The sequence below is a fragment of the Sphingomonas bacterium genome (assembly GCF_903642285.1).
Taxonomy (GTDB): Bacteria; Pseudomonadota; Alphaproteobacteria; order Sphingomonadales; family Sphingomonadaceae; genus Sphingomonas.
Genome location: NZ_CAHJWJ010000019.1, coordinates 1 through 21,059 on the forward strand (window position 1 = coordinate 1; position 21,059 = coordinate 21,059).

At 66.7% G+C, this 21,059-nt stretch carries 18 protein-coding genes; 12 read left to right on the forward strand and 6 right to left on the reverse strand.

The window, feature by feature from the left end:
• From coxB to HUU99_RS10520, 4 genes are all read left to right on the forward strand, one after another.
• Window positions 1–1,036 (forward strand): cytochrome c oxidase subunit II (coxB, locus tag HUU99_RS10505; protein ID WP_174286535.1); only part of this gene is annotated, 1,036 nt, incomplete at its 5' end.
• A gap of 4 nt (window positions 1,037–1,040) precedes the next feature.
• On the forward strand, window positions 1,041–2,717 hold the full coding sequence (gene ctaD / locus HUU99_RS10510) for a cytochrome c oxidase subunit I (RefSeq protein WP_174286536.1): 1,677 nt from the start codon (window positions 1,041–1,043) through the stop codon (window positions 2,715–2,717).
• Between the two features lie 189 nt (window positions 2,718–2,906).
• On the forward strand, window positions 2,907–3,428 hold the full coding sequence (locus HUU99_RS10515) for a YciE/YciF ferroxidase family protein (protein WP_174286537.1): 522 nt from the start codon (window positions 2,907–2,909) through the stop codon (window positions 3,426–3,428).
• A gap of 84 nt (window positions 3,429–3,512) precedes the next feature.
• Entirely contained in the window at window positions 3,513–4,493 is a 981-nt protein-coding gene (locus tag HUU99_RS10520; protein WP_174286538.1) for a YihY/virulence factor BrkB family protein, read from the forward strand.
• A 46-nt stretch (window positions 4,494–4,539) separates the two neighbouring features.
• Here the strand turns inward: HUU99_RS10520 and HUU99_RS10525 are convergent, their stop codons facing one another.
• The gene (locus HUU99_RS10525) at window positions 4,540–5,139 is read right to left on the reverse strand and encodes an ankyrin repeat domain-containing protein (protein ID WP_174286539.1); all 600 of its coding nucleotides are present in this window, start codon (window positions 5,137–5,139) and stop codon (window positions 4,540–4,542) included.
• An 88-nt stretch (window positions 5,140–5,227) separates the two neighbouring features.
• On the opposite strand from HUU99_RS10525, the gene HUU99_RS10530 reads away from it, so the two are divergent.
• From HUU99_RS10530 to HUU99_RS10540, 3 genes are read left to right on the forward strand one after another with little or no spacing between them, the layout of a single operon-like run.
• Entirely contained in the window at window positions 5,228–5,812 is a 585-nt protein-coding gene (locus tag HUU99_RS10530) for an SCO family protein (protein ID WP_174286540.1), read from the forward strand.
• On the forward strand, window positions 5,809–6,243 hold the full coding sequence (locus HUU99_RS10535) for a YcgN family cysteine cluster protein (protein ID WP_174286541.1): 435 nt from the start codon (window positions 5,809–5,811) through the stop codon (window positions 6,241–6,243). The genes HUU99_RS10530 and HUU99_RS10535 overlap by 4 nt, the downstream gene beginning before the upstream one ends.
• 14 nt (window positions 6,244–6,257) lie before the next feature.
• The gene (locus HUU99_RS10540) at window positions 6,258–6,929 is read left to right on the forward strand and encodes a M48 family metallopeptidase (RefSeq protein ID WP_174286589.1); all 672 of its coding nucleotides are present in this window, start codon (window positions 6,258–6,260) and stop codon (window positions 6,927–6,929) included.
• Here the strand turns inward: HUU99_RS10540 and HUU99_RS10545 are convergent.
• Genes HUU99_RS10545 through HUU99_RS10565 form a run of 5 tightly spaced genes read right to left on the reverse strand, consistent with a single transcriptional unit; the run spans window position 6,905 to window position 12,211 of the window.
• Complete coding sequence (locus tag HUU99_RS10545) at window positions 6,905–9,025, reverse strand: transglycosylase domain-containing protein (RefSeq protein WP_174286542.1); 2,121 nt, start codon at window positions 9,023–9,025, stop codon at window positions 6,905–6,907. The genes HUU99_RS10540 and HUU99_RS10545 overlap by 25 nt on opposite strands.
• A gap of 54 nt (window positions 9,026–9,079) precedes the next feature.
• Window positions 9,080–9,472 carry a peptide-methionine (R)-S-oxide reductase MsrB gene (msrB, locus tag HUU99_RS10550; protein ID WP_174286590.1) on the reverse strand — a complete coding sequence of 131 codons (393 nt, stop codon included), beginning with the start codon at window positions 9,470–9,472 and terminating at the stop codon, window positions 9,080–9,082.
• 38 nt (window positions 9,473–9,510) lie between these two features.
• Window positions 9,511–10,584 (reverse strand): NAD(P)/FAD-dependent oxidoreductase, encoded by a 1,074-nt coding sequence (locus HUU99_RS10555; protein ID WP_368039947.1) that lies wholly within the window; start codon window positions 10,582–10,584, stop codon window positions 9,511–9,513.
• Entirely contained in the window at window positions 10,581–11,267 is a 687-nt protein-coding gene (locus tag HUU99_RS10560; RefSeq protein ID WP_217430816.1) for a methyltransferase domain-containing protein, read from the reverse strand. The genes HUU99_RS10555 and HUU99_RS10560 overlap by 4 nt, the downstream gene beginning before the upstream one ends.
• Window positions 11,264–12,211: a type III polyketide synthase gene (locus HUU99_RS10565; protein ID WP_254603127.1), complete on the reverse strand. Its 948-nt coding sequence runs from the start codon at window positions 12,209–12,211 to the stop codon at window positions 11,264–11,266. Before HUU99_RS10565 ends, HUU99_RS10560 begins: the two co-directional genes overlap by 4 nt.
• A gap of 294 nt (window positions 12,212–12,505) precedes the next feature.
• Between HUU99_RS10565 and HUU99_RS10570 the strand changes: the two genes are divergently transcribed.
• The 5 genes from HUU99_RS10570 (at window position 12,506) to HUU99_RS10590 (ending at window position 21,043) form a co-directional block, all read left to right on the forward strand.
• On the forward strand, window positions 12,506–13,003 hold the full coding sequence (locus HUU99_RS10570; RefSeq protein ID WP_174286545.1) for a hypothetical protein: 498 nt from the start codon (window positions 12,506–12,508) through the stop codon (window positions 13,001–13,003).
• 295 nt (window positions 13,004–13,298) lie between these two features.
• A complete protein-coding gene (locus HUU99_RS10575) occupies window positions 13,299–14,273 on the forward strand; it encodes a hypothetical protein (protein ID WP_174286546.1) in 975 nt (324 codons plus the stop codon).
• Between the two features lie 11 nt (window positions 14,274–14,284).
• Complete coding sequence (locus tag HUU99_RS10580) at window positions 14,285–14,773, forward strand: DUF11 domain-containing protein (RefSeq protein ID WP_174286547.1); 489 nt, start codon at window positions 14,285–14,287, stop codon at window positions 14,771–14,773.
• Window positions 14,774–14,814: 41 nt separating this feature from the next.
• The gene (locus HUU99_RS10585; RefSeq protein ID WP_254603122.1) at window positions 14,815–15,927 is read left to right on the forward strand and encodes a hypothetical protein; all 1,113 of its coding nucleotides are present in this window, start codon (window positions 14,815–14,817) and stop codon (window positions 15,925–15,927) included.
• A gap of 100 nt (window positions 15,928–16,027) precedes the next feature.
• Window positions 16,028–21,043, forward strand: a complete 5,016-nt coding sequence (locus HUU99_RS10590; protein WP_174286548.1) for a DUF11 domain-containing protein — start codon at window positions 16,028–16,030, stop codon at window positions 21,041–21,043.
• The last annotated feature ends 16 nt before the right edge of the window (window positions 21,044–21,059 follow it).

The window sequence follows — 21,059 nt, forward strand, 5'->3', positions numbered from 1 at the left end:
CACCGCCACCGCGCCGACGACCGCCGCCGCGCCCAAGACCGCGCAGCCCGCCAGCCCGCTGCTCGCGATGGACGGTGCCCCGGCGATGACGGTGCAGCCCGGCATCGGACAGCCGACCGCCAGGCTGTTCGGCCTCCAGCCGCAGGTGACCAGCAACGGCCGCTTCGCGCACTGGATGCACGATACCATCCTGGTGCCGACGATCACGATCATCTCGCTGTTCGTGCTGCTGCTGCTGGTCTGGGTGGTCTTCCGCTTCCGCAAGTCGGCGAACCCCACGCCGTCGCGCACCTCGCACAACACCGTGCTCGAGGTGGCGTGGACGCTGATCCCGGTCCTCATCCTCGTCCTGATCGCGGTGCCGTCGATCGGGCTGCTCCAGGCGCAGTACAAGCCTGCGCCTGCGGGTGCGATCACGCTGAAGGCGACGGGCAACCAATGGTATTGGACTTACAGCTATCCCGATAACGGCGGGTTCGAGATCACCGCCAACATGCTGAAGGAAAAGACCGATGTGACGGCGGGCGAGCGCTATCGCACCGACGCCGACGGTCCCAAGCTGCTGGCGACGGACAACCGCGTGGTCCTGCCGGTCGGCGTGCCGATCCGCCTCATCACCACGGGCGCGGATGTCATTCACAGCTGGGCGGTGCCGGCCTTCTGGATCAAGCTGGACGCGGTGCCGGGTCGCCTGAACGAGACGAGCTTCACGATCGAGAAGCCGGGCCTGTATTTCGGGCAATGTTCCGAACTGTGCGGCGCGCGCCACGGCTTCATGCCGATCGCGGTCGAGGCGGTGCCCCCGGCGCAGTTCGCCGCCTGGGTGAAGGCCAAGGGCGGCACGATGCCGACCCCCGGCAAGCCCTCGTCGGCGCTGATCCCGCAGGCAGGTGCCGCCGAATCCGCGCCAAAGGCGACCGAAGGCAATGCCGCCGCCGCGGTCTCCGGGCCCACGGTTCCCGCGACCACGACCGCCCCCGTCATCACTCAAGGCGCGACCGGCAATCCGGCCGGCGCCGGCCAAGCCGGACACTGACATCATGACCGATACCGCGCTCCATCCGTCGGGTTCCTTCGCGCCGTTCCAGGCCTATCGGCCGGACGAGCACGCGCACGACGCCGATCACAAGCCGGGCTTCTTCGCCCGCTGGTTCATGTCGACCAACCACAAGGATATCGGCACGCTGTACCTGATCTTCGCGATCTGCGCGGGGATCATCGGCGGCGGCATCTCGGGTTTGATGCGCGCCGAGCTGGCGCATCCCGGGATCCAATATCTGGGCACCTGGGCGTCGATGCTGCACGGCGGGCCGCAGAGCCTGGACCAGTCGCTCCATCTCTGGAACGTCCTCATCACCGCGCACGGCCTCATCATGGTGTTCTTCATGGTGATGCCCGCGATGATCGGCGGGTTCGGCAACTGGTTCGTGCCGATCATGATCGGCGCGCCCGACATGGCGTTTCCGCGGATGAACAACGTGTCGTTCTGGCTGCTCATCCCCGCCTTCACGCTGCTGCTGGCATCGCCCTTCTTCGGCGGCGCGGGTAACGGCTGGACGCTGTACGCGCCGCTGTCGACCTATGGCGAACCGGGGCCGTCGACCGACATGGCGATCCTCGCGCTGCACCTCGCGGGCGCATCCTCGATCCTTGGCGCGATCAATTTCATCACGACGATCTTCAACATGCGCGCGCCGGGCATGACGCTGCACAAGATGCCGCTGTTCGTATGGTCGGTGCTGGTGACCGCATTCCTGCTGCTGCTGGCACTCCCCGTGCTGGCCGCGGCGATTACGATGCTGCTGACCGACCGTAATTTCGGGACGACCTTCTTCGATCCGGCGGGCGGTGGCGATCCGATCCTGTACCAGCATCTGTTCTGGTTCTTCGGCCATCCCGAAGTGTACATCATGATCCTGCCCGGCTTCGGCATCGTCAGCCAGGTGATCGCGACGTTCAGCCGCAAGCCCGTCTTCGGCTATCTCGGCATGGCCTATGCCATGGTCGCGATCGGCGTGGTCGGCTTCGTAGTGTGGGCGCACCACATGTTCACGACCGGGCTCAGCGTCGATACCAAGATGTATTTCACCGCCGCGACGATGGTGATCGCGGTGCCGACGGGTATCAAGATCTTCAGCTGGATCGCGACGATGTGGGGCGGTTCGCTCACGTTCGAGACGCCGATGCTGTGGGCGATCGGGTTCATCTTCATGTTTACGGTCGGCGGCGTGACCGGGGTCGTGCTGGCGAACGGCGGCATCGACGATTACATGCAGGACACCTATTACGTCGTCGCGCATTTCCATTACGTGCTGTCGCTGGGTGCGGTATTCTCGCTGTTCGCGGGTTTTTATTACTGGTTCCCGAAAATGTCGGGGCGGATGTACAACGAGCTGCTCGGCAAGGCGCATTTCTATGTGTTCTTCGTCGGCGTGAACGTGATGTTCTTCCCGATGCACTTCCTCGGGCTGCAGGGCATGCCGCGGCGCATTCCGGACTATAACGGGGCGTACGAATACTGGAACAGCATCGCGACCCACGGGTACGAGATCATGGCGGTCGGCATGGCGATCTTCTTCGTCAATCTCGTCTATTCGCTGCTCGCCGGACCCAAGGCACCGGATAACCCCTGGGGCGACGGCGCGACGACGCTGGAATGGACGCTGTCCTCGCCGCCGCCGTACCACCAGTTCGAGACCCTGCCCGTCATCGAGTAGACGGGAGCGAAGACGGATCGCGCGAGCGATCCGCCGATGCGGCGCAGCCGCACGCGAACGGCCCCGGTGGAAACACCGGGGTTTTTTGTTCTGATCTTTATCAATCCATGGACCGCGGCAACGAGAGGCGCGTTGACCATGGTGCTGCCTCTGGCGCGCATTCTTAACGCAGATCGATAGGAACCAATCATGGGATTGTTCACGAAAGACATCGCGACGTTCGAAGACCTGTTCCTGCATCAGCTTCAGGACGTCTATTACGCCGAAAACCAGATCACCAAGGCGCTGCCGAAGATGATAGACAAGGCCACTGCTCCCGCGCTGAAGGCCGGGTTCCAGACCCATCTTACCGAGACGGAAGGTCAGATCGCACGGCTTGAGCGCATCTTCGAACTGCTCGGCGAGAATGTGAAGGCCGCGACCTGCCCGGCGATCGACGGCATCATCAAGGAAGCGAACGAAGTGGCGGGCGAGATTGCGGACAAGTCCGTCCTCGACGCAGCGCTGATCGCCGCCGCCCAGGCGGTCGAGCATTACGAGATCGCGCGTTACGGCACGTTGATCGCCTGGTCGGAACAGCTGGGCCGCAACGAGATCGCCGCGATCTTCAAGGAAACGCTCGACGAGGAATATGCGACCGACGACAAGCTGACGACCATGGCGAAATCCTCCGTCAACGCAAAGGCGGGTGCGGTCGTCGAACCGGCCTGACGCGCCTGTCTGACAGGCGGCCGAACGACCCGTCCGCCGATCGCGGTATCGGCGGACGGGCAAGGATCAAATTGGGGGGCGGCGATGGGCGGCGATATCAGCGAAGCGGACCGTGCGATCCGGCGTGCCGACAATCCCTGGACCATCCTGCGACATGACGGCTGGTCGGTCTTGAAGGCGACATGGGCGGATGCGGGAACCAACAACCTCAGTCTGATCGCGGCGGGTACCGCATTTTGGGGATTCGCCGCGATCGTTCCGCTGCTCGCCGCGACCGTGCTGACCTATGGGCTGATCGCGACGCCGACGAGCGTCGCCGCCAATATCCATGGGCTGTTCGGCGTCCTGCCGCGCGATGCCGCGACCTTGATCGGCGATCAGCTGACCAATATCGTCAAGACATCGGGCAACAAGAAAGGCTGGGGTCTCGCACTGGCGTTGCTGCTGGCGGTCTATGGCGGCACGCAGGGAGCGACCGCGCTCATCACCGCGCTCAATGTCGCCTATCAGGAACGTGAAACGCGCGGTTTCATCAAATTATATCTGGTGGCATTCGCGATCACCGGCGCGGCCGTGATCCTCGCGCTCGGCGCGGCGGCCTCGACGACCGCGACGGCGTTCCTCGACAGCCTGATGCCATGGGCCCCCGACATCGCCCTGACCGCGATCCGCATCCTCAGCTATGCGGTGCTCGGCGCTATGGCGGTGACCGCGGCCGGGATGCTGTACCGGTTCGGACCCGACCGATCGCACGCGCGCTGGATCTGGCTGACCCCGGGATCGCTGATCGCCACGCTGCTGTGGCTCGCGGTGACCGGGGCCTTCGCCTTCTACGCCGCGCATCTGGGGAATTACAGCGCGACCTACGGATCGCTCGGCGCGGTCATCGTCCTGCAATTCTGGCTCTGGCTGTCGGGTTTTGTCTTCCTCCTGGGTGCCGAACTGAATTCGCAGTTGGAACGACGGACCGCGAAGGACACGACGACCGGTCCGCCGGCACCGCCGGGCGAGCGCGGCGCGGCGGTCGCGGATGCGGTCGGCCGCGACGTACCGCCGCCACGATAATCCGGGATAGCGGTGACCAGATTAGGCGGACGGATCGCGACGTCGATCAGAATTTCGGCCCGGCGACCGCCCGCTTCGCCTTTTTCGGTGTGTCCGCCAAAATCCGCGCGACCGCGGTGTTGCGCGGATCGCGCGTCGCATAATCGCGCGCGGACTGGCCGGCGATGACGTCGGTCTGATCGGGATCGGCTCCCACCGAAAGCAGCGCGCGCACCATCGTCACGTCGCGGCGCTGTACCGCGCGGATCAGCGGAGTCTCGCCGGCGCTGTTGCCGATATTGGGGTTGGCCCTGGCATCGGTCAGGATCGGGATCAGATCGACCTCGCCCTGCGTCACCGCCAACAATAGCGGCGTCGTTCCCTTGTCGTCGCGCAGATTAGGGTCGGCCCCCATCTGCAGCAGGTACCGGAGGTAGGTGGCGTCGCCACGCTTCACGACGATGTGAAGCGCGCCCTCCCCAGTGGTGCCGTCGCGCGTGTTGATGATCGTCGCGCCGGGTTTGGCGAGCGTCGCGATCACCTCGTCGCCCTTCGCGCCGCGCACCGCCTCGAGGAATTTATACCCCGGCGATCCTGATAGCTGCGCCAGCGCTGGCGTGGCGGCGACGAGAAAGGCGGCGATCAGGAGCGGGCGGCGAAGCGACATGATAAGGCGTCTTCCTCAGTATCTGACCGGCGCGCCGGGCGCGCGATGCTTGCGCTGCACGCGCTAACAGATCAAGGCTGGCGACGTTATGAACATGTTTCGGCTCATACCCCTGACGGCGGTCGCACTGGCCGCCTGTCATGCCGCGCCGCCACCGCACAGGCCGCCGCTGGCGGGGGCACGGATCGGCGGCCCCTTCGCGTTGACCGATCAGGACGGCCGGCCCTTCACCGACCGGAACCTCGCCGGTCGCTACCGGATCATGTATTTCGGCTATACCAATTGCCCCGATGTCTGCCCGATCGACATGCAGAATGTCGGTGGCGCGATGCGGTTGCTCGACGCGAGCGATCCGGGACTGTCGGCGCGAATCGTGCCGGTGTTCGTGACCGTCGATCCCGCGCGCGACACGCCTGCGGTGCTGAAGCAGTTCGTCTCCGCCTTCTATCCGCGCATGATCGGGCTGACCGGCGGTACGGACGCCATCGCGCGGACGGCGAAGGACTATGCGGTCTATTTCCAGAAGGGCGCGGCATCGGCAGGGGGCGGCTATCTCTTGAGTCACAGCCGTCAGGCCTATCTGATGGACCCTGCGGGAAAGCCGCTGGCGCTGCTGCCGTCCGACGAATCGCCGCAGGCGGTCGCCGACGAGATCAAGCGTTGGGCGTCATGAGCACGCCGTTCTGGGAAGCGCCGATCGAGACGCTGGACCGCGGCCAGTGGGAGGCGCTGTGCGACGGCTGCGGCAAATGCTGCATCCACAAGCTGGAGGACGAGGATACGGGCGAGCTGGTTCCGACCAACGTCGCCTGCCGCCTGCTCGACCGGCGCAGCGGACAATGTTCGGATTATCGCAACCGCCGCGCCTATGTGGCCGAATGCGTACGGCTGACGATCCGCAACGTCCGCGACATCGACTGGCTGCCATCGACCTGCGCCTACCGCCTGCGCGCGGCGGATCAGCCGTTGCTGTCATGGCATTATCTGGTTTGCGGCGACCGCGAGGCGGTCCACCGCGCGGGTCAGTCGGTGCGCGGCTGGACGATCAGCGAGGACGATGTCGGCGACGATCTCGAGGATTTCGTCGTCGATCGCATTCTGTGAACGGTCCCGACGCGATGGGGGACCTGGAGATCGTCCGCCACCCGCGTGCGCGACGTTCGCGACTTTCGATCGATCCCGCCACCGGCCGCGCCCGCCTAGTGGTGCCGACCCGCGCCGCGCTGAAACCCGCGCTCGCCTGGGCGGCGGGCAAGGCGGAATGGCTGGCCGCACAGCGCGCCGCACTGCCGCAGCCGCGGCCGTTCGTACCCGGCGCCGTGCTGCCCGTGGCGGACGAGAGCCTGACGATCGCCTGGCGCGAAGGTCCGCGCCGCGCGGTGCAGCGCGAAGGCGACCGGATCGATTGCGAAGGTCCGGTCGAAACGCTGCCGCGGCGAATCGAGGCCTGGCTGAAGCGACGCGCGCTCGATTTGCTGACGCACGAGACCGGCGAATTCGCTGCCAAGGCTGGCGTCGCGGTGGCGAAGGTGGCGATCGGCGATGCCAAGGGGCGTTGGGGCAGCTGCGCGTCCACCGGCGTCATCCGCTATAGCTGGCGGCTGATCCTCGCCCCCGGCTTCGTCCGCCGCGCGACCGTCGCGCACGAGGTCGCGCACCGCGTCCATATGAACCACGGCGCGGCGTTCCATGCGCTCGTCGCCCGGTTGCTGGGCGACGATCCGGCACCGGCGCACGCCTGGCTGCGCACCCACGGCGCGGCGCTTCACTGGTTCGGGCGATCGTCCTGATCGGGTCGCGACGGCGGCAGGCTTCGCGCAGGCGCATCGGACCGCGGCTGGCCGTCGCGGCCGGTCACGTGATCGATCCAGGCCTGGTTGAGTTCTTGGCCCGCGCGCGGCGGCGGTGCGGGATCGGGTGCCCGATCGATCAGCGACTGGACCTGATCGCCGCCGTCGCCCGTCCCCGGCTGGCTGCGCGGCGCAGGCGTCACGGGATTGCCGTCGGGATCGACCTGCATCCCCTCGTCGGGTTGCCCGAAATACGCGTCCTCCTGATTGCCCATCTGCCAGTCGGGCAGGACGACCTGCGTATCGAACTGCTCGATCGGGCGGTCCGCGGTCGCCGGTTTCATCATCGCCGCAAACGCCTGCGCCGGCGCGGCACCACCGTGCAGCCCGCCGACCGGCCGCGCATCGTCGCGTCCCATCCACACACCCGTCGTCAGCCCGCTGGAAAAGCCAAGGAACCAGCCGTCCTTGGTCGAGGTGGTCGTGCCCGTCTTGCCGGCGACCGGGCGCCCGATCTGCGCGGCGCGACCGGTGCCGGTGTTGACCGCGGTCTGCAGAAGGTCGGTCATCTCGGCCGCGACATAGGGCGCGACCAGGACATGGCTTCGGTCGACCTCATGCGTGTAGATCACCTGCCCATTGGTAGTGACGCGGGTGATGCCGTAGGGCGTGACCGCGATCCCCTTCGATCCGACGCTGGCGAACGCGCGAGTCATGTCGATCAGGCGGACGTCGGAACTGCCGAGCACCATCGACGGATGCGTATTTACGGGGGTGGTGATCCCGAAGCGCCGCGCCATGTCGGCGACGGTCGAAAATCCCACCTCTTGTCCCAGCTTCGCCGCCACGGTGTTGATCGAAAAGGCGAAGGCGGTACGCAAGGTCACCTGTCCGTTGAAGCGCCGGGAATCGTTGCGCGGGCTCCAGCCGTCGATCGTCACGGGTTCGTCGACGATCATGTCCTCGGGCTTCTTTCCCGCCTCGAGCGCCGCCAGATAGACGAACAGCTTGAATGCCGATCCCGGCTGCCGAATGGCCTGAGTCGCGCGGTTGTAGTTGGATGTGACGTAATCGGTCCCGCCGACCATCGCGCGCACCCCGCCATCGCGGTCGAGGGTAACCAGTGCGCCCTGCGTGCCGGGCGGCACGTTCTGCCGGATCGCGGCGTCGGCCACGCGCTGCATGTTGAGATCGAGCGTCGTCCAGACCTCGAGCGGGGCCTGCGTTTCGTCGATCAGCGTATCGAGCTGCGGCAGCGCCCAGTCGGTGAAATACCGCGCGCTGTTCTGCTTGGATTCGGGCGCGAGCTTAAGCCCGGCGACATCGGCGTCCGCGCCCTGTTCCGGCGTGATGACGCCCGTTTCCTCCATCGTCTTGATGACGACGCCGGCACGGCCGATCGCGGCCTGGACGTCCGCGGTCGGCGAATAATTGGACGGCGCCTTGACCAGGCCGGCGATCACCGCCGCCTCCGCCAGGCTCAGATGGTCCGCGCCATGCCCGAAGAATTTGCGCGATGCCGCGTCGATGCCGTAGGCGCCGCCGCCATAATAGACCTTGTTCAGGTACAGCTCGAGGATCTCGTCCTTCGAGAATTTACGCTCGATCGCGAGCGCCAGGACCCATTCGCGGACCTTGCGCCCGAATTTCTTCTGGCTCGACAGGAATACGTTGCGCGCCAGCTGCTGCGTGATCGTCGAGCCGCCCTGCACCCAGCGCCCGCGTTGCAGCCGAACCTCGACCGAGCGCGCGACGCCGATCGGATCGACGCCGGGATGCGAGCGGAAGCGGCGGTCCTCGACCGAGATCGTCGCGGCGCGCATGATGTCGGGAATCTGGCCATAGGACAGCCATTCGCCGTAACTCGGTCCGAGCGAAACGATGACGGTGCCGTCGGCGGCATGAACACGGATCATCTGGCCGTTCGGCGAGGACTTCAGCTGCTCGAAACTCGGCAGCTGATCCTCCGCGATATAGACCGCGACGCCGAGCGCGATCGCTCCTACGACCGCGAGCCCGAGCAGCACCTGCAAAAGGATGACGAACCGGCGACGCCAGGGCGAACGGGGTTTACGGGGGGAACGCGCACGAGCCATCTGGACGCCCGCGGATACGCGTTAAAAAGGGGCCCTACAAGCCGTTCGACCCGCCTATCGCGGCTCGAACGCAAGCGCGATCGAGTTCATGCAGTAACGAAGCCCCGTGGGCGGCGGGCCGTCGGGAAAGACGTGCCCCATATGGCTGTCGCAGCGGGCGCAGCGCGTCTCGACCCGGGTCATGCCGTGGCTGCGGTCCTTGTGATCGGCGACGCGGTGGGGCGCGATCGGCTGGGTGAAGCTGGGCCAGCCCGATCCGGAATCATATTTGTCCGCGCTGTCGAACAATTCGTTGCCGCAGGCTGCGCATCGGTAGAGGCCGTCCGCCTTGTTGTCGGTCAGCACACCGGCAAACGCGCGCTCCGTCCCGGCTTCGCGCAGGACATGGTATTGCTCGCGCGTCAGCTTTTCGCGCCAGTCGGCTTCGGAGAGGGTGATGTGATCCATACCCGCCGATGTCGGTCGCCGAGGGGCGGTCGTCAAGGTCATCCGACCCGCGTCGCGCGCGCAACCAGATCGATCAGCCCGCGGGGCGCGAAACCGATCACGGGCGCAAACCGGCCTTCGCCCAGCACCCGGACCAGCGATGCAACCCCGATCGGTTGCACGATCCGACGTGCGAAGGACCGCTGCCACGCCGCCGCGCTCGCCGCGCCGCCGGCCCCATATGCGCTGGCCGCGGCGATCCCGCTGGCGATCGCGATCCCCATGCCCTCACCGGCGAGCGACGGGATGACGCCGGCTTGGTCGCCAAGCCGGAACAATCCCGCCTCGCCATGCCGCACCCGCCAGCCATAGGGGACGTTGGCGACCGCATCGATGACCGGGGACGGTGCCGCATAGGCCAGCCGGTCGGCCAGCGCGGGAGCCTCGGCCGCCAGCGCGGCGAGCAATCGTTCCGGACTGCGCGCCGCGGTCAGACGGGAAAGATGGATGGCCATGCACAGGTTCGCGCTGCCATCTTCCTGGATCGCCAGCCCGGCATAGCCGCGGTCGACCAGATGCAGTTCGACCGCGTCGCCCACGAGCGCGGTCAGACCGGGTGCAGGCCCCATCCGCAGCCGCAGCCCCATCGTCGGATCGCGCCCGCGCGCCTCCTCCGGCCGTGCCAACCCCCGCACGTCATGCTTGCCGCTGGCGAGGAACAGCGCGTCCGCCGCGATCGTCGCGCCGTCCGCGGTTCGCGCCACCAAACCGTCGATGCCGCGCACCGCGACGCCGCGCTCCACCGCCGCGCCTGCCGCGATCGCCCGGGCCAGCATCACCGTATCAAGCCGGTGGCGCGACACGGACACCGCAGGCCGCGGCAACGGAGCCTCGACGATGCGCTTGCCGGCGAACAGGCGGACGCGCCGCGTCGGATCGGGATTGAGCGCGGTCGCCGCGATCCCGAGCGTTTCCAGCGACCGGAGTGTCCGCCAAGACAGGAAACCGCCGCACAGCGCGTCACCGGTCTCGCGCGTGCGCTCCAGCAGCAGATGCGGCAAGCCCGCGCGCGCGAGCAGCGTCGCCGTCGCCGCACCGGCCGGCCCGCCGCCGACGATCAGCGCCGGGATCACCGCAGGCGTTCGACGCATAGCCGGAACGGGAAAGCGCGGAATATGCGGGCATCGTCGATCCCCGCCGCCGCCAAGAAGGGACACCATTCGCCCGGCCGGTACGACCGCGCGATCGACAGCGTGCCGTCGTTGCGGACGATCGGGTGCCAGCGCGCGATGGTGGCGAGCAGCGGAAAGCCCCAATAGGCGAAGGCGTGACGGTGAAGATCGTTCACGAACCATCCCGCGCGCGCCTGCATCTCCATGAACCGAAGGAACGCAACCAGTTGCGCGGCGGTCATGTGGTGCGCGACCAGGCTGCTGACGATCACGTCCCACGGCTCGGCCGCGAGATCGGCATAATCACCGGTGCGGTAATCGATCGCCATCCCGGTCGGCGTATGCGCGCGCGCCGCTTGCTCGCTTCGCGGGTTGAGGTCGATCCCGACCAGGTCCCAAGCGATCCCTCGTTTGGCCGCCCAGCGCGCGATCCGCCGCAGCATGTCGCCATCGCCATAGCCGACATCGAGCAATCGCAACCTTTTGCCCCGTACCGCGCGATCCAGGAACGCCAGCGTCGGCCGCGCCGCCATCGTCACGACGTTGACTTTGGCCAGATCGGCGACGACCTCGGCATAGACCGCCGGATCGAGATCGTCCGCGTCCATCAATTCCTCGGCATCGGCACGGATCGAAAGCGTCACGGCACGGTCCTGAAGCCGAAGCCTTCCGCGGCCAATCCGGGACCGAATGCCAGCGCGACGCCCTGTTCGACCGGCGGCCCCGCCAGGATACGGGCGAGAACGAACATCAGCGTCGCGGACGACATGTTGCCGTTTTCCACGAGCACCGCACGCGATGCCGCGAGGGCCGCCGGCGGCAGGGCAAGTGCGTTCTCGACCGAATCGAGGATCGAACGCCCCCCTGCGTGCACTGCCCAGCCATCGATCGAAGCGATATCCCGACCACCTGTCAGCGTGGCGACGAAACCGGCATCCGCCAGCGCGGTACCGATCCGCCCCGGCACTTCCCCCGACAGATGCATCGCAAAGCCACGATCGGTGATCGCCCATTGGATCAGGTCGTCCGATGCCGGCAAGGTCGTCGCGAACGGCGCATCGATCGCGAGCCCGGCGGGGTCCGCGGTGACCAGCGCCGCCGCGGCACCGTCGCCAAATTGCAGCATCGCCAGCAGCGGCTCGATCCCGACCGCTGGTTGCAGATGCAGCGTCGATAGTTCGACCGCGATCACCAGCACCCGCGCCGATGGATCCGATCGGACGATATGTCGCGCGCTGCGCAGCGCGGCGACCGCCGCATAACAACCCATGAAGCCGACGAGCAACCGTTCGACGTGCGGCGACAGGCCGACGCGGCGCGCGATGATCTGGTCGATACCGGGCGCGACGAAGCCCGTGCAGCTGGCGACGACCAGATGCGTGACCCCGTCCAGCGACAACATGGTCGATAATCGATCTATGGCGGTGATGGCGAGCGTCGGCGCGGCGTCGGCATAGATCGCCATCCGTTCGCCCGTTCCGGGATGTGGATCGTCCGCATAGAAGCCGCCGGCCGCGACAGGCGATCCGTTATCGGGGCCGACCGGCAGCACCGACCAGCGATGGTCGATGCCGGCACGCCGCACCATCCGGTCGAACACCCCGGCCGACCGTTTTTCGATCCGCGCACGCGCCCAAGCAATAAAGGCATCATGGACGTCATGATCGGGAACCGCGGTCGCGACCGCGTTGAGATGGGCGGACAATCTATAACTCTCCGAAACGACTCATGAACGTACGAACCGCCGATCCAGACGCATCGCACCGAATTCCGTCCACTCGGTACCTCGCCTGCCATGATACTTGACATGGAACAGGACTGGGGAGACGTTCCTTATCAGCGACACGCCGAAGACGCGTGTGGGCTCGAGGAGAGCGCCAAAATGCAACAGGAATCAGTCATCGCGCTGATCCGTGATCTGACGTCGCGACTTTCCGCCGTCGCGACCGAGTTTGGAGATCGGGCGGAGCGCGCCGTGATCGCGGAGACGGGCACGGCTCCAGGTTCGCCGACGGGGCTGTCCTTTGGCCAGGCCGGCGACGTCGACGCGACGCGACGCGCGACGGCGGAACGGCTGATCGCCGAACGACGCGCGCGCCGGGCCTATTTCGCGCCCGAACTCTTTCATGAGCCCGCGTGGGACATGCTGCTGTCGCTGTTCCTGGCGAACGACGAGGCGCGAATCCTGAACGTGAAGGCGCTCGTCGCCTCCAGCGATGCGCCTGTCACCACATCGCAACGCTGGATCGACCATCTCCATAAGCTGAGACTCATCGACCGCATCGGCGATCCCGACGATCGGAGGCGTGTCGAGATATCGCTGAGCGACACGGGCCTGACCGCGATCGAGCGGTATCTGGACGCGATCGCCGCCGCCTAATTACCCTCCGAATATCCTGAAGGTCGATTCGCAAACCGGGCAGCCGGTTGCGACCGGCGGCGCGCGTTGGTGATCGCCCGGATAGACCAGGATCGGATCGAACATCTAGCCGAAATGGGGTTTGTTTAGCCATTATGGTCTATATTTTGTCGATAGAAGCAAGTTTTTCGATAGATGGGTGTCGTTAGACTATAAATGGGAGCAGTTTGACAAATAATATGCCCGATCTGAATTTGTAGCCTTTGCTTAAGCACGCACCGCCGAAGATATCGTCCGATCATCGAAAGACGGTATTGTGGCATTGGCGGCGAAAGGGCAGGAAAGGATAAGCGGCTGGCGACGCGGCGCGTTCCGGCAGGCCCGCGCGCTGTGCGGCGTCGGTGTGGTTGCCCTCGTTCCCGCCCCCGTCTTCGCGGCCGATCCGGGAACGCATATCGACAATGTCGCGATGCTGCGCTTCGCCGTCGGCGGGGTGGATCGGAGCATCCCGTCGAACACCGCGAGCATCGTCGTCGCCGAACGGCTCGACCTGACGCTGGTCCGCACCGGGTCGGGCTCGGTCGCGCACGATCCCCATACCGTAATCGCCACGACGCTGACGAACACCGGCTCGGGTCATGAAGCTTTCGACGTCACCGCCACGGTCGGTGCAGCGGCAGCGACCGGCGCGATCGTGGCGATCGATGTCGACGGCAACGGCCGATACGACCCGGCGCATGATACGCTGCTGACGAACGGCCGGACGCCGACGCTTGCACCCGGCGCGTCGGTCGCGCTGTTGGTGGTCGCAGATACCAGCGCGCCAGACACCACGTCGCTGACGATCGCTGCGAAGGCGGCGACCGCATCGGGCACGCCCGGCACCGTCGCGGCGGGTGCGGGCGACGGCGGCGGCGATGCGATCGTCGGTACGACGGGTGCGACGGCATCGGTAACGATCGGGATCGCGGATGCGAACACGCCGCCCACCCTGACCAAGACGCAAGCGGTTCATGCGCCCGATGGCAGCGACAAGCCGGTGAGCGGCGCGGTCGTCACCTACACGCTCGATGCGACTTTCGGCGGCGCGACGGCCGGCGTCCGGATCGCCGATCCCGTGCCGGCCGGCACCCGCTATGTCGCCGGCAGCCTGACGCTGGACGGCGCAGCGTTGTCGGACGCCGCGGATGCCGATGCCGGCCAGTCGGACGGCACGACCGTCGCGGTCACGATCGGCGCGATCCCGTCAGCATCCACCCACCGCGTCCAGTTCCAGGTCCAAATCCAATGAGGAGCCAATCCATGACTATTTCGACATCCACGATCCGTCGCAGCGTCGCTGTCGGCCTGGTTGCAGTCACCATGCCCGCCATCGCCGCGGCGGGGCCGTTGCAGGTCACCAGCAGCGTGATGGTCGAACATCGCGCGGCAGCGGCGGACGGCACGACGCACGTCGCGCTGGCCAAGGCGACGAAAGTCGCGCCCGGCGACCGCGTTATTTTCGTCACGACGTACACGAACACCGGCAAGCAGCCGATCGCCGATCTGGTGCTGGCCGATCCGATTCCCGCATCGATCGCGTACCGCGCGCCCAATCCGGGATCGCCCGCCCCCGAAGTGTCGGTCGACGGTCGGACGTACGGCACGCTGGCGACCTTGCGGGTCGCGCTGCCCGCGGGTGGCGCCCGCGCCGCGACCGCCGACGACGTCACCGCGGTGCGGTGGCGGCTGTCCGACGCGCTGGCACCCGGCGCGCACGGCGAACGCGCCTTTCGCGCGATCCTGAAGTGACCACGACCAACCGCAACCAGAAAACAGGAGGAGTAACCACCATGTCCAGATACACCCTGCGCCTGCTGCTCACCGGGACGGCTATCGCCGCCTCCGTCGGCAGCGCATATGCCCAGACTACGGGATCCGGCACCGCTGCTGGCACCGTCGTCACCAATACCGCACAAGCCAGCTATACGGTCAACGGTGCCGCGCAGACGGTGTCGTCGAATGCTGCGACGTTCGTCGTCGATCGCAAGGTCAATCTGACCGTCGCCGCGGTGCAGACCAGCAACACCCAGGTCAGTCTGGGACAGAACAGCGCAGTTTTGACGTTTAAAGTCACCAATACGACCAACGGTACGCAGGATTTCAATCTGGCGGCCGATCAGATCGTATCGACCGGCGTACTGCCGGGGGCCGACAATTTCGATGCGACCAATTTGCGCGTGTTCGTCGATTCGAACGGCAACGGCGTCTATGATCCCGGGGTCGACACCGCGACCTATATCGACGAACTGCCCGAGGATGGGTCCGCGACGGTATTCGTCGTCGGCGACATCCCCAATACGGCGGGAGACACTCTGGCGTTCGTGTCGTTGAAAGCGACGGTCGCCGCCGGCGGCACGCCGGGAACGCAGGGCGCGGCCCTGGTCCCGACCGATCCGGCCCTGCCCGATACGCAAGGGTCGGTCGACATCGTCTTCGCCGACAACGATTCGGATGGCATCGGCCCCGATATCGCGCGCAACGGGTCGGGCCGTGCGTATGCCGCGTATGAAGTCAGCGTCCACAATGTCGCGCTCAGCGTCGTGAAATCGTCGCAGGTGCTGTCCGACGGGATCAGCGGCGTCAATCCCAAGGCGCTGCCGGGCGCGGTCGTGCAATATTGCCTGACCGTCAACAACGCGACGATCGGCACGGCGGCCAATGGCGTCACGCTGACCGACGTCATCCCCGCGAACACCACCTATGTTCCCGGATCGATCCAGGTCGGGGCGCTCGGCGGGGCGGGCGTCTGCCTGACCGGCGGCGTGCCGATCGCCGATGACGGATCCACGGTCGGACTTTATGGCGGGTCGTTCAACACGACCAGCAAGACGGTCACCGCGACGATACCGACGCTGCTCGGCGGTACGTCGCTCGCGGCGAGCTTCCGCGTGACGATCAACTGACGCCCCGTTGTCCGCGTCGCGCCCCCGGCGCGGCGCGGACCTGAACAGGAGACCGTGGTTCCGAGCCGCGCAGGTCGCGCGGTTCGGAGCGCGACCAGCCATGTCCATTTTCCGTACCCTTGCGCGCGCGAGCGCTTTCCTGTCGGTCCTGGCCAGCGCGCTGACGCTCGCGCAGAGCCAGACGGTGCGCGTGTCGAACACCGCCAGCCTGACCTATGGATCGGGTCAGCCGGGCGGCGAACGGACCATATCGTCCAATACCGTGTCGCTGGACGTCGTCCCCGGCAAGCGGCCGACATCATTCACCTTCCATCTGCTGCCGCCGGGTTACGAACTGACCGGTCTGAATTGCCAGCCGAGCGCCGATGGCACTTCCAACGTCTTCACGCCGGCCAGGATCGACGCCGCGACGCTGGCGGCCGCGCCGCTCCTGCAGGCGATCGACGTCCACACCCCCTACATCATCGCGCTGGACGATCAGGGCGACAATCGCGATCCCAACGTGCGTGAGCGCGTGCAGATCCTCGTCAAGTTCAACGGCAGGACGGACACGTCGTCGCTGCTCGAAACCGCGCCCAACAGCGGCGTCTTCGCTAGCGGCATCCCGGCCGGCGGGACGCATCCCGAATTGGCTGCGTGCGATCCGACGCTGCTCCGCGGCGCGACGGTGTCGGTCAGCTTCGTCGAGAACGAATATAGCTACGCATCGACGCTGTCGCTGCTGACCGACCCCGCGGGCTTCGTGTTCGATTCGCAGACCGCAGCGCTCGTCGACGGCGCGAAGGTGACCCTGCTCGATGCGGGCGGACAGCCGGCGGCGGTGTTCGGCGACGATGGCGTCAGCCGCTATCCGTCGACCGTCGTCTCGGGCGGCGCCGTCACCGATGCCAGCGGTCGCGTCTATCCCGCGATTACCGGCCGCTATCGCTTCCCGCTCGCGCCGCCCGGCGTCTACACGCTGAAGATCGAGCCGCCGGGCGATTATACCGCGCCGTCGACGCGCGATCCGGCGCAGGTCGCGGCGCTCAAGGATGCGAGCGGCCAGCCCTTCATGCTGAACGCGGCGAGCTTCGGCGGCCAATTGACGCTGGCCGGCACCAAGCCCTTCTATGCGGACATTCCGATCGACCGCACCGCGGCGACCAATGTGCTGCTGACCAAGCTGGCGTCGGTGCGCGAAGCGTCGCCGGGCGATTTCGTCCAATATCATGTGACCGCGATCAACCGCGGGACCAGTGCCACCGCAGCGGCGCATATCACCGACAATCTGCCGACCGGGCTTCGTTACGAGAAGGGCTCGACACGCGGCATCGCCGAACCCGCCGTCGCGACGGACGGCCGGACGCTCGACTTCACGCTGCCGCCGATCGCGCCGGGCGGAACGGTAGACTTAACCTATGTGGTTATGGTTGCACCGGGTGCGCCGGTCGGTGAAGCGCTTAACCGTGCGCAGATGGCCGGCGCGGGTGGCACGGTGAGCAACCAGGCGATGGCCTCGGTCCGGCTGCGCGCGCTGTTGTTCACCGACGCGATGACGGTCATCGGCCGCGTGACCGAAGGCGATTGCGGCGATCCCGTCGCGCACCGGCGCGGCGTGCCGGGCGTTCGAGTCCTGCTGGAGGACGGGACCTTCGTCGTCACCGACCGCGACGGCTTGTATCATTTCGAGGGCGTCCGTCCCGGTCGTCATGTCGTCCAGATCGATACCGCCAGCATGCCCGCCAGCCATGTCCCGGTCGCGTGCGATACCGATACCCGCCAAGCCGGCAGCGCGATCTCGCGCTTCGTCGAGGGCGATGGCGGCTTGCTGAAACGGGTCGACTTCCAGTTGAAACCGACCGGCAAAACCGCGGCCACGGTCGATGCGTTGCCGATCGCGGTGCCCGACGACGGTGCCGCCGCCGGCAATCGCGACTGGCTGACGGGACAGACCGCCGGCGTCGAATGGCTGTTTCCAACGATCGACCACAACCCACGCGCGCCGGTCGTCCGTGTCGCGATCAAGCACCGGCCGGGCCAGCGCGTCGCCTTGTCGGCAAACGGCGTACAGGTCGATCCGCTGAGCTTCGACACCACCGACACCGACGAGGCGCATGGGCTCGCGGTTTCGAAATGGACGGGCATCCCGCTCGTTGCCGGCAACAATCGGCTGAGCGCGCGCGTGCTCGACGCATCGGGTACGGTCGTCCAGACGCTCGAGCGAATCGTCCATGTCTCGGGCGCGCCGGCCCGCGCGGCGTTCGACCCGACCCACAGCCGCCTGATCGCCGATGGCCTGACCCGCCCGCTGATCGCGGTGCGCGTAACCGACAAGGACGGGCATCCCGCAACCTCCGGCAGCATGGTGCCGTTCACCGTCGACGCCCCCTACACGCCCGCGCGCGACGTCGCGCTGGAACAGCGCCGCCGCGACGGCCAGGACCGTTCCGCGGCGACCATCGCCACTGCCAACGCGCGCGTCGTCGGTGACGACGGCGTCGCGTTCATCGCGCTGCAGCCGACGACGCAGGCGGGCGCGGTGCACGTGCTGGTATCGATGAGGGAAGAAAAGCAAGTTCGAACCAGTGAGGTTCGTGCTTGGCTCGCAGCCGGACAGAAGGACTGGGTCGTCGTCGGCTTCGGTTCGGGCACGCTCGGCTACGACATGCTGAGGACGCATTCGGCCGCGCTGCCGGCGACCGAACGGGATGGCGTCGTTACCGACGGCCAGCTCGCTTTCTATGCCAAGGGCCGGGTCAAGGGATCCTGGCTGCTGACGATCGCCTATGACAGCAAGCGCACCTACGATCCCGATCGGGGGATGCTCGGCACGATCGATCCCGATCGCTATTATACCGTCTATGGCGACGGTTCGCAGCAGGGGTATGATGCCCCGACCCGCCGCAAGCTGTATCTGCGGCTGGAGCGTCGCCAATTCTACGCGCTGTTCGGCGATTTCGAGACCGGCTTCACCGAGACGCAGCTGACCCGCTACGACCGCACGCTGAACGGCGTGAAGGCGGCCTATGAGGGCAGCCACATCCGCGCTAACGGCTTCGCTGCACATACCGACACCTTGTACCAGCGCGATGAGATCCAGGGGAACGGCCTGTCCGGTCCCTACCGGCTGACCGCGCGCGGTATCGTCCCTAACAGCGACAAGCTGACGATCGAGACGCGCGACCGCTACCGGTCCGAACTGATCCTGTCGACGCAGACGATGACGCGGCACATCGACTACGACATCGACACCGACCTGGGCACGATCCGTTTCCGCCAGCCCATCCTCAGCCGCGACGCGAACGGCAATCCCAATTTCGTCGTCGTCGATTACGAGGTCGAAAGCGGCCAGTCCGCCAAGCTCGCCGCCGCGGGCCGCGTCGCCGCCAAGCTTGCGAAGGGCCGTGTCGAGATCGGCGTCAGCGGCATCCGCGACGAAACCGTCGGCATCCGCACCATCGCCGGCATCGACTTGAAGGCGCACATCACCCGCGACACGGTGATCCGCGCCGAAGCGGCGACCGGCGGCATCGACGGGTTCGGCCACGATCTCGCCTATTTGGTCGAGGTGGAACATCACGACGCACGGGTCGACCTGCTTGCCTATGTCCGCGACCAGGATGCGGGCTTCGGCGTCGGGCAACAGAACCTCGTCGAATCGGGCACGCGCAAGATCGGGTTGGACGGCCGGGTGAAGCTGACCGACCGGCTGACCTTGACCGCCACCGCCTGGAATCAGCAGCAGCTGGTCGGCGCGGGCTCGCGCACCGCCGCCGAGGCGCGGCTGGACTATCGCACGACGCAAGGGACCGTCTTCGTCGGCGGGCAGTTCGCGAACGACCAGGGGCTGGACGGCGGCGACCGCGACTCCCGGCTCCTGACGCTTGGCGGCAGCAAGACGTTCTTCGACAATGCGCTGACCCTGACCGGCCAGACCCAGTTCGCGCCCGGCGGCGACAAGGACAGCGTCGATTTTCCGGTCCGCCACCAGATCAGCGCATCGTGGCGGGTGAAGCCCGGCATCCGCCTGATCGGCGGATACGAGATCGCGGACGGCGCCGATTTCGTCGCACGCACCGCCCAGATCGGGTTCGACATAGCACCGTGGCACGGCGCGAAGCTGATGAGCACGCTGAACGAACAGGCCGCGGGCGAGAATGGTGCGCGGACCTATGCGCAATATGGCATGAGCCAGTCGCTGCCGATCGGTCGACACTGGACGGTCGACGCGACGGTGGATTCGACCGCGACGATCAGCGGCCATATCAACAGCGCCGCGCAGGTGAACGCGTTCCAGCCGGTCGCGTCCGGTGGCTTCATCGGCCAGGACCAGACCAATGGCAGCTTCACCGCGGTCACGCTTGGCACCGCCTACCGCGCGACGCATTGGTCGTGGAATGGCCGGATCGAACGCCGCGTCGCGGATACCGAGGATCGCTGGGGGCTGACGAGCAATTTCCTTCGCGCGCTGGGTGAGGGCAAGACACTGGCCGCTAGCATCAAGGCGTATACGCTGAAGGACCATGCCGGCGTCTCGGGCACCTATGCCGCGGGCGACGTCGCACTGGCGCTGCGCCCGCTCGACAGCCGCTGGTCGGTGCTCGAACGCTTCGAACTGCGCCACGAACAGGCGGGTGCGGGGCTGACCGACAGCAATCTGCTTGGCGTGCCGGCGTATGGTGCCGGCGAACAGATCACGACTCGGGTCATCAACAACCTGGCGGTCAACTACCGCACCGGGGCGGAGGGCGCGGGTCACGGGTTCGAGGCGACGGTCTATTACGGCGCGAAATATGTCGACGGCCAGTTCGGCGACGACGTCTATACCGGGTTCATCGACGTCGTCGGGTTCGAGCTACGCCGCGATATCGGCCGCCGTTTCGACATCGGCGTGCAAGGGTCCGTCCAGCATGCATGGAGCGCGGACGCGGTCAGCTTCAGCGGCGGGCCGTCGGCGGGGATCAGCCCGGCGAAGAATGTCTGGATCAGCGCGGGCTACAACATCGCAGGCTACCGCGACCGCGACTTCGCCGAGGATCGCTACACCCGGCAGGGGCCGTACATCACGATGCGGCTGAAATTCGATCAGCAGACGATCGGCGGAGCGGCGCATGCGCTGTTCGGGGGCGGCCGATAGTGTGCGGCATAAGACA

Bases quoted from the DNA above. Each gene is read 5' to 3' on its own strand.
- ctaD (WP_174286536.1), top strand. From the start codon at position 1,041: ATGACCGATACCGCGCTCCATCCGTCGGGTTCCTTCGCGCCGTTCCAG.
- HUU99_RS10515 (WP_174286537.1), top strand. From the start codon at position 2,907: ATGGGATTGTTCACGAAAGACATCGCGACGTTCGAAGACCTGTTCCTG.
- HUU99_RS10520 (WP_174286538.1), top strand. From the start codon at position 3,513: ATGGGCGGCGATATCAGCGAAGCGGACCGTGCGATCCGGCGTGCCGAC.
- HUU99_RS10525 (WP_174286539.1), bottom strand. From the start codon at position 5,139: ATGTCGCTTCGCCGCCCGCTCCTGATCGCCGCCTTTCTCGTCGCCGCC.
- HUU99_RS10530 (WP_174286540.1), top strand. From the start codon at position 5,228: ATGAACATGTTTCGGCTCATACCCCTGACGGCGGTCGCACTGGCCGCC.
- HUU99_RS10535 (WP_174286541.1), top strand. From the start codon at position 5,809: ATGAGCACGCCGTTCTGGGAAGCGCCGATCGAGACGCTGGACCGCGGC.
- HUU99_RS10540 (WP_174286589.1), top strand. From the start codon at position 6,258: ATGGGGGACCTGGAGATCGTCCGCCACCCGCGTGCGCGACGTTCGCGA.
- HUU99_RS10545 (WP_174286542.1), bottom strand. From the start codon at position 9,025: ATGGCTCGTGCGCGTTCCCCCCGTAAACCCCGTTCGCCCTGGCGTCGC.
- msrB (WP_174286590.1), bottom strand. From the start codon at position 9,472: ATGGATCACATCACCCTCTCCGAAGCCGACTGGCGCGAAAAGCTGACG.
- HUU99_RS10565 (WP_254603127.1), bottom strand. From the start codon at position 12,211: ATGGTGCGGCGTGCCGGCATCGACCATCGCTGGTCGGTGCTGCCGGTC.
- HUU99_RS10570 (WP_174286545.1), top strand. From the start codon at position 12,506: ATGCAACAGGAATCAGTCATCGCGCTGATCCGTGATCTGACGTCGCGA.
- HUU99_RS10580 (WP_174286547.1), top strand. From the start codon at position 14,285: ATGACTATTTCGACATCCACGATCCGTCGCAGCGTCGCTGTCGGCCTG.
- HUU99_RS10585 (WP_254603122.1), top strand. From the start codon at position 14,815: ATGTCCAGATACACCCTGCGCCTGCTGCTCACCGGGACGGCTATCGCC.
- HUU99_RS10590 (WP_174286548.1), top strand. From the start codon at position 16,028: ATGTCCATTTTCCGTACCCTTGCGCGCGCGAGCGCTTTCCTGTCGGTC.